We start from the raw sequence: 13595 nt of genomic DNA on the forward strand, positions 1-13595 counted from the left end.
CGGTTCAGCCGGCGCCGATCGCGGTGAACGAGCAGGCGGTCGCGTTGGCGAGCGGGTCGCCGGCCGCCTCGGCGCGCATCGTGCGCAGCGCCTCGGCCATCGTGAGGCCGCGGCGCAGCCCGCGGTGGAGGGTCTGCATGAGGCTTGCGGTCGCGGTGTCGTTCACCGGTACCACGCTCGCCACCATCGCGACGGTGCCCAGTGGCAGCAGCGCCGCGGCGAGGCCCATCAGCTCGTCGGCGCCGGACGGGGCCAGCCGCGCGGAGTCGCAGCTGGACAGCACCAGCCGGTACGGCGCGGTCTGCAGCCGCTCGAAGTCGTGGACCGTCACCGGGCCGTCGTGCATGTGCAGCGCCGAGAACAGCGGGCTGTCGGCCCGGAACGTGCCGTGGGCGGTGATGTGCGCCAGCCAGCTGCCGTCCAGCGCGTCCAGCACGCGCACGGCGGTGGCCGCGCCCCGGTCCAGGACCGTCGGCTGCTCGTACAGCTTCGCGAGCGCCTTCACCTCGTCGGGGCCGGCGGTGAGGCCCGGCCCCGACACCAGCACCACGTCGCGCCGCGGGGGTTCGGGCATGGTCCGGGCCCGCAGCCAGGCCCGGGCTGACGGGGCGACGCTCAGCGCCAGCGGCCGCAGCGCCGGCAGCAGCGCCCACGGCATCGACTGCAGCCAGGCGGGCGGCACGACGACGACCGGGCCGTCGCGCAGCCGCGCCGCCGCTGGGCCGAGCAGGAGCTCCTCCAGCCGGCGGCCGCTGACCTCGAGGGCGGCCATGGTCTCCAGCAGCCGGTTGCCCGTGCCGAACGCGAGCCGCCGCAGGCCGGCGCGGGTGAACTCGAGCTCGGCGGCGAGTTCGGCGGTGTGCCCGGCCGGGTAGCGGCGGACCCGTCCGCCGTCGCACAGCAGCACGTGCAGCCGGCCGTCGACGTCGACCAGCTCGACGAGCTGGCCCGGGCCCAGCGCGTCGAACAGCGCCGGCACGGCCAGGGGGCGGTGGGCGGCGCCGACCGACGTGCCGCCGGGCAGCCGCATCGCCCGCGCGCGGATGCGCCCCTCCATGGTGTGCTGCGCGCGCTGCAGGTGCGGCGCGGCCCGCCCCGCGGTGCGGGCCTCCGCCAGCTGGCTGGTGATTTCGCGGTACCGCACGAGCTCGGTGCGCAGCGCCCGGTCCGGCCCGGGTCGCGCCGGGGGGACCGCGAGCGCGATCGCCCGCCAGCGCTCGCACCAGACCAGCAGCTGCCGTGGCCGTCCGGTGCCCAGGCAGGTGTGCAGGGCCACGGCGGCCAGCTCGGTGCCGCGGGCGGTGGACTGGGCACGCAGCTCGGAGTCGCCCAGGGTGACCTGGTGGCGCTGCAGGACGTCGAACCCGCGCCCGCACGCCCGCAGCGTCCGCTCCGGGTCACCGGCGGCCTGCCAGCGCAGCGCCTCGGCGAGCCAGCCGGTCGCCCGGGTCAGTGCCGGGCCGTGCGTGCGGGCCCGGGCGGCCACGGTGAGGTGCCGGTCGGCGTCGGCGTGCCGCCCGAGCGCGACCGCAGCCCGCCCGGCGAGCAGGTGCGCCTGCGCCGACTCGGGTGAGCCGAGCTCGAGCCGCCGCGCGAGCGCCGCCGCCTGCCGGATGAACTGCGGCGACACCGCCCCTGCGCGCAGGCGGCTCTGCAGCAGCACCAGCCGGCAGTGCGCGGCCCACCAGCCCCGGTGTTGCGCGGCGAAGAGCCGCCCAGCCGCCGCGGCGCGGGCCTCCGCGGTGGCCGGTCCCCGGCGGCCAGCGCCGCCCGGCCCGCGGCCAGGAGCAGCTCGGCCTTGCGGGTCGCCTGCCCGCGCAGGGACTCCAGGTCGCGGACCCCGGCGTCGGCCACGTCGAGCGCATCCCGGGACAGCCCGGCGGTGAGCAGCACGGCACAGCGGTCGATGTTCAGGTCGGGTGCGGGCGTGCCGAGCCGCCGGTACTGCCGGGCGGCGTCGTCCAGGTGCGTCAGGGCCGCCGGGAGGTCACCGGCGCGGAACGCGACCAGGCCGCGGTTGTGGACGGCCACGGCGACGTCGTGCTCCTGGTCGGTGGTGGCGAAGAGCCGCTCCGCCTCGCGCAGGTCGTCCTCGGCGCCGGCGACGGAGCCCTGCGCCAGGCAGATCAGCGCCCGCAACGTCAGCGCGCGGGCCGTCCAGATCCTGTCGCCGGTGCGGCGCAGCACCGGCAGTGCCAGGCGCAGGTCGTCGAGGGCGGCGGCGTGCCGGCCCAGCACCCACAGTGCCCGCGCCCGCCGGAAGCGCACCCGCGCCGCGTCCGCGCCGCCGGCCAGCCGCACGGCCCGGTCGAGGGTGGCCAGCCCGGCGCGGGTCCGCCCGGCGTGCAGCAGCGCCACGCCGAACGCGGCCAGGGCGTCGGCCTCCCGGGCCGCCGACCCGGACCGGCGGGCCAGCCGGACGGCGGTCTGCAGCCGGCCGACCGCGGCCGAGGCGTCGCCGAAGTCGCGCTCGACCAGCCCGATCACCTGCTGGGCGATGGAGGCGTCGTGCGGCGACGGATCGGCGGCCAGGACGCGGTGCGCCCCCGCGAGGGCCTCCCGGGGCCGGGCGAAGACCATCGGCAGCAGCCTGGCCGGGCCGCCGTCGACATCCGACGCGTGTCTGATGCCACCGGCCATCTGCCGATGCTATGGCTATTAGCGCCGCACATGTATCAGACGGACATCTGAACCATCGCAACGATGGAGTCGCGTTTCCCGTCCGAGGAAGGACAGTGATGGTACGTCCACTGCACGATCCGCAGCAGAGGTTCTGGGAACAGGTCGACGGCATCCGCGAGCACTTCACCGTCGCGGTCGGCCCGCCGGGCACCGGGACCGACCCGTCGCTCACGCCCCGCTACCTGGCGGAGGACCGCTACGTCCTGGTCCGCGAGGACGACGAGGAGGCGGTCCGGCAGCAGATCGCCGTCCGCAGCGACGAGGCGCCCCAGCGGGCGCACGGACTCGTGCGGCTGCCGGTCGCCGAGGACGTCCCGTCGGCGGTCCGCCGGCTCGCCGCGGCGCACCCGAACTACATGGTGACGATCACGCCGGTCAACAGCTGCCCGGCGGACGAGCCGACCCTGCCGCCGCGTCCGCCCCGCCGGTCGGCGTATCCGCCGGACCCGCCGCCGCCCCCGCTGCTGACGCCGCCACGACACCCGGACGAGCACGCCGGCCGCGGTGTCGACGTGCTGGTCGTGGACACCGGCCTGGTGCCCGACTATCAGAAGCACCCCACGATCAGCGACGTCAAAGGGGGACTGCGGTCCCCGGTGCCGGAAGGCGTCGTGACGCAGTACTACGGGCACGGCACGTTCATCGCCGGCGTCCTGAAGAACATCGCTCCGGGCGTCCGCCTGACCGTGTCGGAGGAACTGCAGCACGCGGGCAGCATCAGCGAGTTCCACCTGGGCGAGCGGCTGCTGGAGGCCCTCGCGGTGTGGCAGTCCAGCGACGGGGAGACCGGTCGCTGGCCGGACATCATCAGCCTGTCGGCCGGTGCGCCCACCGAGGACGACCAGCCGCTGCGCGGCCTGGAGGAGTTCATCCGCCAGCTCGAGAAGCACACGGAGACGGTCCTGGTCGCAGCGGCCGGCAACGACGGCGAGCCCAGGCAGCCCTTCTGGCCCGCCGCGCTGGCCCCGCGCTACGCCGAGTCGAGGGCGATCGTCGCCGTCGGCGCGTTGCGCGAGGATGGCGTGGGCCGCGCCTGCTTCAGCAACTGCGGCGACTGGGTCAGCGTGTACGCCGAGGGGGAGCGCCTGGTCAACACGTTCACGTGGGGCACGTACACCAACGCGCACAACAACACGCGCGACTGCCGGTACCACGTGGGCTACCACCCGCTCTACCGCGACTGCACCTGCGTGACCGCCGGCGCCCAGGGCGACCGGGTGGAGTTCGACGGCTTCGCGCGTTGGAGCGGCACCTCGTTCGCCACCCCGATCGTGGCCGGTCGCATCGCACGCTGCATGAACCTGGACGGCCGGCCGCGCACGTCCCGGCAGGCCGCACAGTATCTGCTCAGCAGCCGGGTTCACACGATCCGAGATGACGCTGACGGCTTGCCCCTGCCGGTACTGTGCGAGGAGGACCGCCCGCCGGCGTGACGGCCGGCCCCGGCGGTCCGTCAGGTCGACGACAGGGGCGGGCGGCTGTGGACGATGACGACACCGGTGCGTTGGCGCGTGCTGCCGCCGAGGGCGACAGCACCGCCTGGGCCGCACTCGTGCAGCGCTTCGGCCGTCTCGTCTGGTCGGTCGCCCGTTCCCATCAGCTCGACAAGGCCGACGCCGAAGAGGTGTACCAGATCACCTGGCTGCGCCTCACCGAGCACATCGACCGGCTCAAGCAACCGGAGCGGGTCGGCGCGTGGCTGGCGACGACCGCCCGCAACGAGTCACTGATGCTGATCCGGGCCGGCCGGCGCCTCACCGTCACCAGCGACGCGATGGTGCTCGACCGCGCCACCGACAACGGCTCGCCGGAGCTGGCGGTCCTCGACGCCGAGCAGGCCGCCACCGACGAGCAGCACATCCGGCGGGTGTGGGCAGCGTTCCAGCAGCTGCCGGAGCGCTGCCAGCAGCTGCTGCGGCTGCTGGTCGTGGGGCCCCGGCAGAGCTACTCGGACATCGGCGAGATGCTGGGCATCCCGATCGGCAGCATCGGCCCGAACCGGGCCCGCTGCCTCGAGCGGCTCCGCGGGCTGCTCGTCGAGCCGTCGCACCCGTAAGGAACCGGCCGTGAAGGAGCGAGCGATGCCCGACGACGGCACCGACCTTGAGCGCGACCTGGAGGTCGCGCTGGACCTGCTCGACCCGGTGCCGGACGGGCTTGCCGTGGCGGCCATCGCGGCGTTCGAGCGGCGTGTCGACGCGGAGCTCGCCCAGCTGGTGTTCGACTCCCTGGCCACGACCGCGGCGGCCGGGACGCGCGGCCCGGGCCAGCCGCGGCTGCTGACCTTCGAGGGCGGCCCGCTGACCATCGACGTCGAGGTGTCGTCCGGGATCGCCGGAACGGCGTCCGGGCGGCGCATCGTCGTGCGGCTCGAACCGGCGCAGCGCGCCGAGTATGAGCTGTGGGCCGGGGACCAGCGCGTCGCCGGTGTCTCCGACGACATCGGCCGGTTCGCCGTCACCGTGCCGGGCTCCGGCCCGTTCCGGCTGCGCTGTCGGCCTGCCGACGATCCGCAGGCCAGCGCCGTGGTCACCCAATGGATGTCCGCGTAGCGCGTATCAGACGTCCCGCCTCTGCATCTCAACGGCAGAAGGAGAGGTGGAACACCAATGACCGGACCACTGAACAACCCTCCCGCGGAGGCCGCGGACGAGACCACACCCCGTGACAGCGAGCCCGTCGTCGAGGACTTCCAGGGCGAGGAAGACCCCGACTCCGAGATCATCCTGCGGGCGCTGCTGACCGCCGGCGCCGACGGCAAGGGGGTGTAGGCGATGAGCGTCAACGCCCCGGGCCTGACCCAGCTGAAGGACTACGCCAACACCCAACTGGGACCGCGGATGTTCCTCGGCATCGTCGGCGACGCGAACCACAAGTCGGGATACCACCTCGGACCCGACCGCATCGGCGGGAAGCCCGACTACTCCATCCGGCTGGCCCGCGACGTCGCGGGCGCGCGCAAGTTCCCCAACTTCGCCTGCGCCTACGACATGGGCATGGACTGGAGCGCGTCGCGGTTGTGGCTCGCCTGGCTGGTCAACGAGTGCCGCAGCGGCGCCTTCGAGCAGATCCGCGAGATCATCGGCTCGCTCGACGGGGTGCACAAGCAGTACTGGTCGCAGCCCGGCGGTTTCACGACCGAGCGCTACACGGGTGACAACCACATCAGCCACACCCACATCAGCGTGTTCCGTGACACCGCGGACCAGGACCACAGCCCGATCCTGCGCGGCTTCATCGAGCACGCCAAGCTCGCCGCGCCGAACGTGCGGGAGTTCCCCGGCCGGCTGCTGAAGTTCAACGAGGGCCAGCCGAGACTCAGGGGCGACGATGTGCGGATGTGGCAGGCCCGGATGCTCGCCCTGGGCTTCGCCATCGACGTCGACGGCATCTACGGCCCGAAGTCCAAGGCCGTGGCCATCAAGTTCCAGCAGCGGCACGGGCTGCAGGTCGACGGGATCGTCGGCCCGAAGACCTGGCACGCCGCGTTCGCACTGGCCGTCGTCTGACCCGGCACCGGCGTCCCGTGCCCGGACAGGGGCACGGGACGCCGCCCGCGGCGGTCAGCTCACTGGTCGATCGCGAACATGCTCTCGGGGACGCCGGCGATCTCCATCTTGCGCCAGATCGAGCGCCACTGCGGCAGCTCGTGGTAGCGCCGCAGCGCGGCGGCGCCGGCCAGGAAGCCGGCCCAGCCCGGGTACGGCGGGTTGGCCGGGTCGAACCCGCTGTGCGTCACGGTGAGCCGGGTCTTGCCGTCGGTGCCTTCCAGCTCCCAGGTGTCCAGCATGCCGTCGGCGAATCGCAGCGTCGCCTTGCGACCCGGTTCGAACTCGACGAACGTGGTCCCGCCGGGGTTCAGCTCGAAGCCGCCCATGGCGTAGCGGCCGCCCACGTGGGGCTCGACGTCGATGTTGACGCCGGACCAGCGGCGGATGTGCTCCGGCCTGGTCATCGACTCGAACACCTGCTCCGGTGCCGCGTCGATGACGATCGACGCGCGCAGCTCGGTCGCCGTGAAGTCGCACTTCGGGGTCAGCGCGCGGCCGGCCAGGTAGTCGGCGAGGTTGGCGATCGCCAGCGTCCAGAACGTCTGCAGCGCGCCACGGGCGCCGGCCTTGTCGGCGATGATGTCCTCGAAGGTCGGCAGGTCGGTCTGGCTCAGCGTGACCAGCGTGCCGTCGGCGTCCTCGGCGAGCTGGAACTCCGACGTGGTCTCGACACCGTCGACGGTCCAGGCGAACCGGATGGTGTGCTCGTCCACGTGCAGCACGCGCTGGTGCGGCTCGGCGCCGTCGGGCGTGGTGCGGCCCCAGAACTCGTACCTGCCGGGCAGGTCGACCTCGGCGTGCTCCGTCAGCCACACGCGCAGCGCCGCCGGGTCGGTCAGCGCCTCGTACGTGACCTTCAGCGGGGCCGGAACGACGGCGCTGAGACGCAGGTCAGGCTCAGTCATCGGGATTTCCCTTCGGGTAGCAGGCGACGGCGAGACGAAACGCGTCGCCTTCGGCACCGCCGTAGCGGGTGAACAGGTCCTGCAGCGTCTGCTGCAGCTCGTCGAGGAACGCCTTGCGATGCTCCGGGCGGACCCGGATGTCTCCGGACACGCCGATCGACGGCAGGTCCGGGCGGTTGAGGTCCAGCGCGGCGATGTCCGCCTGCACGTCCTCCATCAGGTCCACCAGGTAGCCCAGGTTGAGCTGGTCGCGGGCCTGGCGCAGCCCGATGCGGCCCACCAGGCCCGGCGACAGCCAGTAGGACCGGCCGGCCGCCTGGTAGATCCCCTCGTGGATGCCGCGCACCCGGCGCTCGGCCACCTGACCGACCAGTCCGGCCTCCAGCAGGCGCTTCACGTGGTAGTAGACCCGTTGCGGGGTCTGGTCGAGCTCGACCGCCACCTCGGTGCATGACCGGGGCTCGGCGAGCTGCCGCAGTACTTCGATGCGCTGCGGCTTGAGCAGGGCTTCAGCCTGCTCGATGTGGTCGAGGTACACGATCTCTCTCATGGCAAAAATCAGTCTTGACGTAAAAGAAGTTTTTGTCAATCAGTCCGCCGAGGGACAGCGGGAGGCAGCGGTCAGCTTCGGGTGACCCGCAGCGTGCCGAGGGACGGGTCGGCCGCGTAGGCGATCCTGACGCCGGCGAGCCGGGCCTGGTCCAGGGCCGCGAGGGCCTCGGCCGTGATCTGCTCACCCGGCGCGAGGATCGGGATGCCGGGTGGGTACGGCGCGACGAGCTCGGCGCAGACCCGCCCGACGGCCCGCCCGATCGGCACCGTCTCGGCGGCGGCGAAGAACGCCTGTCGTGGCGGCATCGACGCGACCGGCTCGACACGGTACGCCGCGGGTCCGATCACCGGCCGCGGCGCGCCACGGTGCCGCCGCACCGAGCCGGCCAGGGCCGTGGTCAGGCGGCCGAGGGACTCCGGGGTGTCGGCGAGCGAGACGACGGCGACGAGGACGTCGCGGTCGGCGGACTCGATCGGCAGGCCGGCCGCCAGCAGGTCCTGCTCGACGAGATTGCCGTCGGCGCCGGTACCGAACAGCAGCAGCGTCAGCTTGAGCGGGTCGACCGCGGGCCCGTCCAGGACGTAGAGGCCCTCGACGTCGCGGAGCACGGCGCGGGCCTCACGGGTGACCGCGACGGCGTCGCCGAGCAGGGCGTGGCCGTCGCGCTCCAGCAGCGCGCGGGCGGCGTCGGTGCTGGCGAGAACGGCGCCCGCCGGGCTGGTCGTCGCGGTCGCCTCGATGCCGGCGTCCAGGCGCGCCGCGTCGACGCGGCCGGTGCGGGCCAGCACGAGCGCCGCCTGGCTCCACGCGGGCAGCGTCTTGTGCGCACTGGTCACCATGACGTCCGCGCCGAGCTGCAGCGGGTGCCGCGGCAGCGCGGGATGGAAACCGAAGTGGGCGGCCCACGCCGCGTCGACGACCAGGGGCACGCCGAACTCGTGTGCCGCGTCGGCCAGCCCGGCGATGTCGCCGACGGTGCCGACGTAGGACGGGTCACCCACGAACACCGCCCGCACGCCGGGATTCGCGGCCAGGGCGCGCCGTACGGTCGCGGGGGCGACGCCCAGCGGGAGGCCGGTGCCGGGGTCGACCTCGGGGCGTACCCAGACGGGCGTCAGACCGGCCAGCACCAGCCCCAGCAGCAGCGAACGGTGCAGGGTGCGGCTCACCACGACCCGGTCGCCGTCGCCCGCCACGGCCAGGGCGACGGCCTGGTTGGCGTGGGTCGCGCCGCCGGTGGAGAAGCGGCAGAAGTCCGCGCCCCACAGCCGCGCCGCGCGGCCCTCGGCCTCGGTGAGCACGCCGGTGCTGAGCTTCATGGTGTCGAGGCCCGCGTACAGCGGGACGTCTCCGGCGACCACGTCACCGACGAGGTCGGTACGCTGCTTGTGGCCGGGGATGGTGAACGGCGTCGGCGGGCGCTCACCGAAGCGCAGCCAGGCGTCCAGCAGCGGCGCGTCGCCGCGCAGCCCGCGCGGGTCAGTCGGCACCGGACCGCCGGTCGGCTCCGGGTTGCCGGTCGGCTTCGGGTTGCCAGTCGGTCAGGACGGTGACCAGAGCGGCGGCGAGGGCGCGGACCTGGCGCAGGTCGACCCACTCGTCGACCGCGTGCAACCCGCCGCCGGACGGGCCGCACACCAGGGCCGGGCAGAGCTGCTGCCACAGCGGCGCCTCCATCCAGTACGGCGCGTCGAAGGTCGCCCCGGTGCCCAGCGCGTCCCCGAGCCGGCGGGAAAGGCCGGCCGCCGGGCCCGTGTCGTCGAGCCGCCAGCCGTCGCGGTGAGCGACCAGGTCGGCGGCGGCCCCCCACTGCGGATCGAGCAGCGAGCGCAGGTCGTCCAGGGCGCCGGCGCTGGACCGGCCGGCCGGCGTGCGGACCTCGACCAGGCATTCGGCGTGATCCGGCACCACGAACGGCGACTCCCCGCCGCGCACGACCGTCACCATCAGGTCGCCGCCGCAGGCGCGGACCGCCGCGGCCCGTTCGTCAACCGCGTGCAGCAACCTGCCCAGATGGGTGACGGCGTTGACGCCGAGCTCCGCCTGCGAGCTGTGCGCGGCGCGGCCGGCGAAGCGCACCCGCACGACGGCGAACCCGCGCAGCGACCGGGTCAGCGCGAGATCGGTCGGCTCCGCGATCAGGCACGCGTCCGGCCGCACCCCGAGCCGGGGAGCGCGCCGATCACGGCCTCGCTGCCGAGGCTCGCGTCCTCCTCGTCGGCCACCAGCGCGAGCACCGGGCGCACGGGGGCCCGCGCCGCCACCAGGTGCTCCGCGGCGGCGACGACCGCCGCCACGCCGCCCTTCATGTCCGCGGCGCCGCGACCGAACAGGCGGTCCCCGTCGACCCGTGGCGCGAACGGCTCCGGCATCCCGGCCACGCCCACGGTGTCGAGGTGACCGTTCAGCACGAGCGCCGGCCACTCGGCCGGCCCCGGCGGCACCGCCACGAGACTGGGCCGATCGGCGTGACCGGCCGCCGGCACCACCGTGGTCACGAAGCCCGAACCGCGCAGCCGCGAGCCGAGGTACCCGACGATCTCCGCCTCGCCCGCAGCGCCCGCGACCAGCCCCGGGTTGACGCTGTCGATGCGGACGAGGTCCGACAGCAGTCGCACCGCCTCGGCCCCCACGTCTCGCATCGCCTGAGCGTAGACAGCCCGCACCGGCGACGTGCACGTCGGGCCTGCCGGACCCCGCTCGTCCTTGCAACTGTCCGATTGCTGACCGCCACCGCGGTATCAGCCGCGGTCGCCGCCGGGTCCTTCTGCCGACACGAACCGAACGAGAGGCAGCACCATGACCGTCAGCCTGTCGGGATCCCCGGGTGTGTACCGCACGATTCCCGCGTCGGTACGCCGGATCCTTGTGATGAACTTCTTCGCCACCGACGCGTGCGTCGACCAGCTGGACGCGTGGGCGCGGGACAACGCGAACCACCCGTTCGACGACTGGCCGGCGGCCGTCAAGGCGGCCTCCACCCACGTCGGCGGGCAGCCGGAGCCCGAGTACCTCCTCGACATCGACCGCGACATCGTCGCGTTGGTCCACCACGCCGGCCTGCTGGTGCAGGGGCTCTTCGAACTGACCGGCGCGGGCGCGAACGACGTCGGCCGCCTGCAGCACCGCGTGGACCAGGACAGTGCCGCGCTGCTGCAGGCGGCGACACGGGTCCCGGTCCTGAACCGGTTCGACATCACCGTCGACAATCTCGCGCGGTACTGGGCGCAGACGAACCTGCCGCAGTTCCACGACTGGGAGCCGCCGCTGGTCGAACTGCTCGTGCGCGACCCGTTCCTCGCCGCGCAGCGCCCCCGCGTCCTGCGCCCCGGTTCGGTCGACGGGTCGGCGCTGAAGGACGGCGGCAGCCTCCTGGTCCAGACGCGCGGCACCAACCAGTCCTCCGCGACCGCGTTCCTCGACGCGAACGTCGGCGGCCAAACCCTCAAGGGCCAGCTCATCGCCAACAGCGGCAACAACATCCTGCTGTGGTGCCACACGGTGGCCACGATGTCCCGCGCCGACACCGGTTTCCGCCAGACACCGATCGACCCGAAGCCGATCCACGAGTACCTCGCGTTCAAGGTCGCCGCCGACCGGCAGAAGGCGCCCAACATCCGCGCGTTCGACGGCGAGAAGCGCATCATCGACGCCGTCACCACCCTGCTGATCGAGGCGTGCGGCAACCGCGTCGGCATGCACGAGGTCACCGGCTCCCTGCGCTTCGCCACCTCGTTGCGCATGTGCCCGTCGTGCTACCTCGTCGCCACCCAGTTCCTGGTCAACTTCCCCGGCATCACGGTCGAGGTCAGCCGCGTGTGACCCGCAGGCGACGCGGTACGCCACCGCGGCGCGGCAACGATCCCGCAACCGACGGCCCGGGCGTGCCGGCGCGCCTGCAACCCGGGACCGCGAGCCCTGACACCTCCGACGGTGGTGTCAGTCCGAGGTGTCGCGGGGGCGCCGGTAGCGCTCGTAGATCACGCGGGCGCCGAACGTGGAACGCTTCAACACCGAGCGGATCGTCAGAGGCTGACGCGGCGGCTCCCATTCAACGACCCTGATCCGCCGTCCGGGAAGCAGGCGGGATTCGGGTGGGACCGGCAGCCTTCGATTCCGGGGTTGCCGTAGGGTGCCTCCATGATCCGTCGCTCGCGTGTTCTGCTGTGCGCTGCCGTGCTCGCGTCGCTGCTTGCCGGCTGCGCCACAACGGTGTCCGGGCCGTCGGAAGCTCGGCGGATCACCGGGTCCGGGGCGCCGGCGCCGGCCGGCGATGCGTGCCGGTGGTTGCCGATGTCCGCCGGCAGCGAGCCGAACGTCAAGGACGTCGGCACGCCTCCCGCGACGGTTCCCCGCACCGGCAAGGCGACCATGACCCTGACCACCAACCTCGGCACGGTCGAGATCGCGATGGACCCCAAGCTCGCCCCGTGCGCGGTGGCGAACTTCGCCCACCTGGCCGGCAAGAAGTTCTTCGACGGCACCGCCTGCCACCGCCTCACGACGGCCGGCCTGTTCGTCCTGCAGTGCGGCGATCCGTCCGGCACGGGCACGGGCGGCCCCGCGTACCGGTACGCGGAGGAGAACCTCAGCTCCCGTCCCGGCTATGCGCGCGGCTCGGTGGCCGTGGCCAAGACCCAGGAGCCGAGCACCAGCGGCAGCCAGTTCTTCATCAGTTACGCCGACAACCCGCTCCTGCCCGTGGACTACACCCCGATCGGCACGGTCACCAAGGGCATGGACGTCATCGACAAGGTCGCCGCCGGCGGCGTCACCCCCGGCAACGGCCCGGACGACGGCGCTCCGAAGATCCGCATCGTCCTGCGGCAGGTGACGGTCGTCTACGCCTGACGGTCACTGCGAGAGCCGCCGCGGTGCCGCGTCCGCACGGATCAATGACGGTCGCCGCATCGGCCGACGAGCTCGTCGATGAACCTCGTCGAACTCGACCGGAGGAGGTGTACCGGAGCGGATCTGCTGAGGGTATGGTGTTGCCCGCAGCATTCGGTTGATCTCATAGCGTGCATGTGGCGGAGGTGAGAGCGTGCCGGTCACCGGCCAGCGGGTTGTCCGCCGCGCACTGGGGCGGAGGCTGACGCGGCTGCGGGTGGCGACCGGCAAGAGCCGGCGTGAGGTCGCCGAGGCGAAGCTGGGTGTCTCCGAGCCGACGCTGCACCGCATCGAGACCGGCAAGGTGCCGGTGACGGTCGCCAATGTGCGTGCGTTGTGCTGGCTCTACGGCGTCGACGAGAGCATCACCGACGCGCTGTCCGACCTCGCCCTGGGCACGTCCCAGGAGGAGTGGTGGGACGCCAACCCGGTGATCCCCGACTGGTTCAAGCTGTATGTCGGGCTCGAGGCCAGCGCGCGCCGTATCTGCACCTACGAGGGCGAGGTCGTCCCGGGGGAGTTGCAGACGGAGCAGTACGCGCGGGCCGTCTACGGCGCCGAACAGGCGGTGGAGGCCGAGGCCGCCGACCGGCACGTGAAGCTGCGGATGCAGCGCCAGGCCGCGCTCGCCGCCCGCAACCCCCGGCCCCAACTGGTGACGGTGCTCGGCGAAGGGGTCCTCTGCCGTCAGGTCGGCAGCCCGAGCGTGATGGCCGGGCAGCTGGAGAAGCTGCGCGAGGTTGCCGAGCAGGACGACGTCGACGTGCTGGTGCTGCCGTGGTCGGCGGGGGCGCATGCGGCGATGGCGGGCGCGTTCCGCATCATGGATTTCGAGGATCCCGAGGACCCCGATGTGGTGTATCTCGAGTCGCACCTCGGTGCGTTATATCTCGAGGAGGCCGCGGAGGTGGACGAGTACCGGCGGATCTTCACCCTGATCTGCGAGGCCGCCGTCCCGATCGCGGACTACCGATGACGACCTCGACACCACGGCAACCGGACGGGCGGCGATGA

At 73.2% G+C, this 13595-nt stretch carries 15 protein-coding genes; 8 read left to right on the forward strand and 7 right to left on the reverse strand.

Annotated elements, in window-relative coordinates; all coding sequences use genetic code 11:
- Positions 1–4: 4 nt before the first annotated feature.
- Positions 5–1057 carry a CHAT domain-containing protein gene (locus OHA72_RS38010; protein WP_327011744.1) on the reverse strand — a complete coding sequence of 351 codons (1053 nt, stop codon included), beginning with the start codon at positions 1055–1057 and terminating at the stop codon, positions 5–7.
- Between the two features lie 392 nt (positions 1058–1449).
- Positions 1450–2640 carry a tetratricopeptide repeat protein gene (locus OHA72_RS38015; RefSeq protein ID WP_327000901.1) on the reverse strand — a complete coding sequence of 397 codons (1191 nt, stop codon included), beginning with the start codon at positions 2638–2640 and terminating at the stop codon, positions 1450–1452.
- Positions 2641–2738: 98 nt separating this feature from the next.
- Between OHA72_RS38015 and OHA72_RS38020 the strand changes: the two genes are divergently transcribed.
- The 5 genes from OHA72_RS38020 to OHA72_RS38040 are packed head-to-tail and all read left to right on the forward strand — an operon-like array spanning position 2739 to position 6191.
- The gene (locus OHA72_RS38020) at positions 2739–4115 is read left to right on the forward strand and encodes a S8 family peptidase (protein ID WP_327000902.1); all 1377 of its coding nucleotides are present in this window, start codon (positions 2739–2741) and stop codon (positions 4113–4115) included.
- Between the two features lie 47 nt (positions 4116–4162).
- The gene (locus OHA72_RS38025) at positions 4163–4738 is read left to right on the forward strand and encodes an RNA polymerase sigma factor (protein ID WP_327000903.1); all 576 of its coding nucleotides are present in this window, start codon (positions 4163–4165) and stop codon (positions 4736–4738) included.
- 10 nt (positions 4739–4748) lie between these two features.
- Positions 4749–5234: a hypothetical protein gene (locus OHA72_RS38030; protein ID WP_327000904.1), complete on the forward strand. Its 486-nt coding sequence runs from the start codon at positions 4749–4751 to the stop codon at positions 5232–5234.
- A gap of 57 nt (positions 5235–5291) precedes the next feature.
- Complete coding sequence (locus tag OHA72_RS38035) at positions 5292–5453, forward strand: hypothetical protein (protein WP_327000905.1); 162 nt, start codon at positions 5292–5294, stop codon at positions 5451–5453.
- Positions 5454–5456: 3 nt separating this feature from the next.
- The gene (locus OHA72_RS38040) at positions 5457–6191 is read left to right on the forward strand and encodes a peptidoglycan-binding domain-containing protein (RefSeq protein ID WP_327000906.1); all 735 of its coding nucleotides are present in this window, start codon (positions 5457–5459) and stop codon (positions 6189–6191) included.
- Between the two features lie 59 nt (positions 6192–6250).
- On the opposite strand, the gene OHA72_RS38045 is transcribed toward OHA72_RS38040, so the two are convergent.
- The 5 genes from OHA72_RS38045 to OHA72_RS38065 form a co-directional block, all read right to left on the reverse strand.
- Complete coding sequence (locus OHA72_RS38045) at positions 6251–7138, reverse strand: SRPBCC domain-containing protein (protein WP_327000907.1); 888 nt, start codon at positions 7136–7138, stop codon at positions 6251–6253.
- Entirely contained in the window at positions 7131–7688 is a 558-nt protein-coding gene (locus OHA72_RS38050; RefSeq protein WP_327000908.1) for a helix-turn-helix domain-containing protein, read from the reverse strand. The genes OHA72_RS38045 and OHA72_RS38050 overlap by 8 nt, the downstream gene beginning before the upstream one ends.
- Before the next feature lie 71 nt (positions 7689–7759).
- Positions 7760–9181: an aminotransferase class I/II-fold pyridoxal phosphate-dependent enzyme gene (locus tag OHA72_RS38055; RefSeq protein ID WP_327000909.1), complete on the reverse strand. Its 1422-nt coding sequence runs from the start codon at positions 9179–9181 to the stop codon at positions 7760–7762.
- Positions 9171–9851, reverse strand: coding sequence for a peptidase dimerization domain-containing protein (locus OHA72_RS38060; RefSeq protein ID WP_327000910.1), 681 nt, complete (start codon positions 9849–9851; stop codon positions 9171–9173). The genes OHA72_RS38055 and OHA72_RS38060 overlap by 11 nt, the downstream gene beginning before the upstream one ends.
- Entirely contained in the window at positions 9830–10333 is a 504-nt protein-coding gene (locus OHA72_RS38065) for a M20/M25/M40 family metallo-hydrolase (RefSeq protein WP_327000911.1), read from the reverse strand. The genes OHA72_RS38060 and OHA72_RS38065 overlap by 22 nt, the downstream gene beginning before the upstream one ends.
- Positions 10334–10490: 157 nt before the next feature.
- On the opposite strand from OHA72_RS38065, the gene OHA72_RS38070 reads away from it, so the two are divergent.
- The 3 genes from OHA72_RS38070 to OHA72_RS38080 all read left to right on the forward strand — a co-directional run bounded on the left by OHA72_RS38070 (position 10491) and on the right by OHA72_RS38080 (position 13557).
- Positions 10491–11513 carry a hypothetical protein gene (locus tag OHA72_RS38070; protein WP_327000912.1) on the forward strand — a complete coding sequence of 341 codons (1023 nt, stop codon included), beginning with the start codon at positions 10491–10493 and terminating at the stop codon, positions 11511–11513.
- 471 nt (positions 11514–11984) lie between these two features.
- Complete coding sequence (locus OHA72_RS38075; protein WP_327000913.1) at positions 11985–12542, forward strand: peptidylprolyl isomerase; 558 nt, start codon at positions 11985–11987, stop codon at positions 12540–12542.
- Between the two features lie 193 nt (positions 12543–12735).
- Complete coding sequence (locus tag OHA72_RS38080) at positions 12736–13557, forward strand: helix-turn-helix domain-containing protein (RefSeq protein ID WP_327000914.1); 822 nt, start codon at positions 12736–12738, stop codon at positions 13555–13557.
- Positions 13558–13595: the final 38 nt, after the last annotated feature.

The organism is Dactylosporangium sp. NBC_01737 (assembly GCF_035963215.1).
In the GTDB taxonomy this organism is placed as follows: domain Bacteria; phylum Actinomycetota; class Actinomycetes; order Mycobacteriales; family Micromonosporaceae; genus Dactylosporangium.

What these genes read in the sequence shown, in the direction of transcription:
- OHA72_RS38010 (WP_327011744.1), bottom strand. Translation starts at nt 1,057, where the DNA reads ATGGAGGGGCGCATCCGCGCGCGGGCGATGCGGCTGCCCGGCGGCACG.
- OHA72_RS38020 (WP_327000902.1), top strand. Translation starts at nt 2,739, where the DNA reads ATGGTACGTCCACTGCACGATCCGCAGCAGAGGTTCTGGGAACAGGTC.
- OHA72_RS38050 (WP_327000908.1), bottom strand. Translation starts at nt 7,688, where the DNA reads ATGAGAGAGATCGTGTACCTCGACCACATCGAGCAGGCTGAAGCCCTG.
- OHA72_RS38065 (WP_327000911.1), bottom strand. Translation starts at nt 10,333, where the DNA reads ATGCGAGACGTGGGGGCCGAGGCGGTGCGACTGCTGTCGGACCTCGTC.
- OHA72_RS38070 (WP_327000912.1), top strand. Translation starts at nt 10,491, where the DNA reads ATGACCGTCAGCCTGTCGGGATCCCCGGGTGTGTACCGCACGATTCCC.
- OHA72_RS38075 (WP_327000913.1), top strand. Translation starts at nt 11,985, where the DNA reads ATGTCCGCCGGCAGCGAGCCGAACGTCAAGGACGTCGGCACGCCTCCC.
- OHA72_RS38040 (WP_327000906.1), top strand. Translation starts at nt 5,457, where the DNA reads ATGAGCGTCAACGCCCCGGGCCTGACCCAGCTGAAGGACTACGCCAAC.
- OHA72_RS38035 (WP_327000905.1), top strand. Translation starts at nt 5,292, where the DNA reads ATGACCGGACCACTGAACAACCCTCCCGCGGAGGCCGCGGACGAGACC.
- OHA72_RS38015 (WP_327000901.1), bottom strand. Translation starts at nt 2,640, where the DNA reads ATGGCCGGTGGCATCAGACACGCGTCGGATGTCGACGGCGGCCCGGCC.
- OHA72_RS38045 (WP_327000907.1), bottom strand. Translation starts at nt 7,138, where the DNA reads ATGACTGAGCCTGACCTGCGTCTCAGCGCCGTCGTTCCGGCCCCGCTG.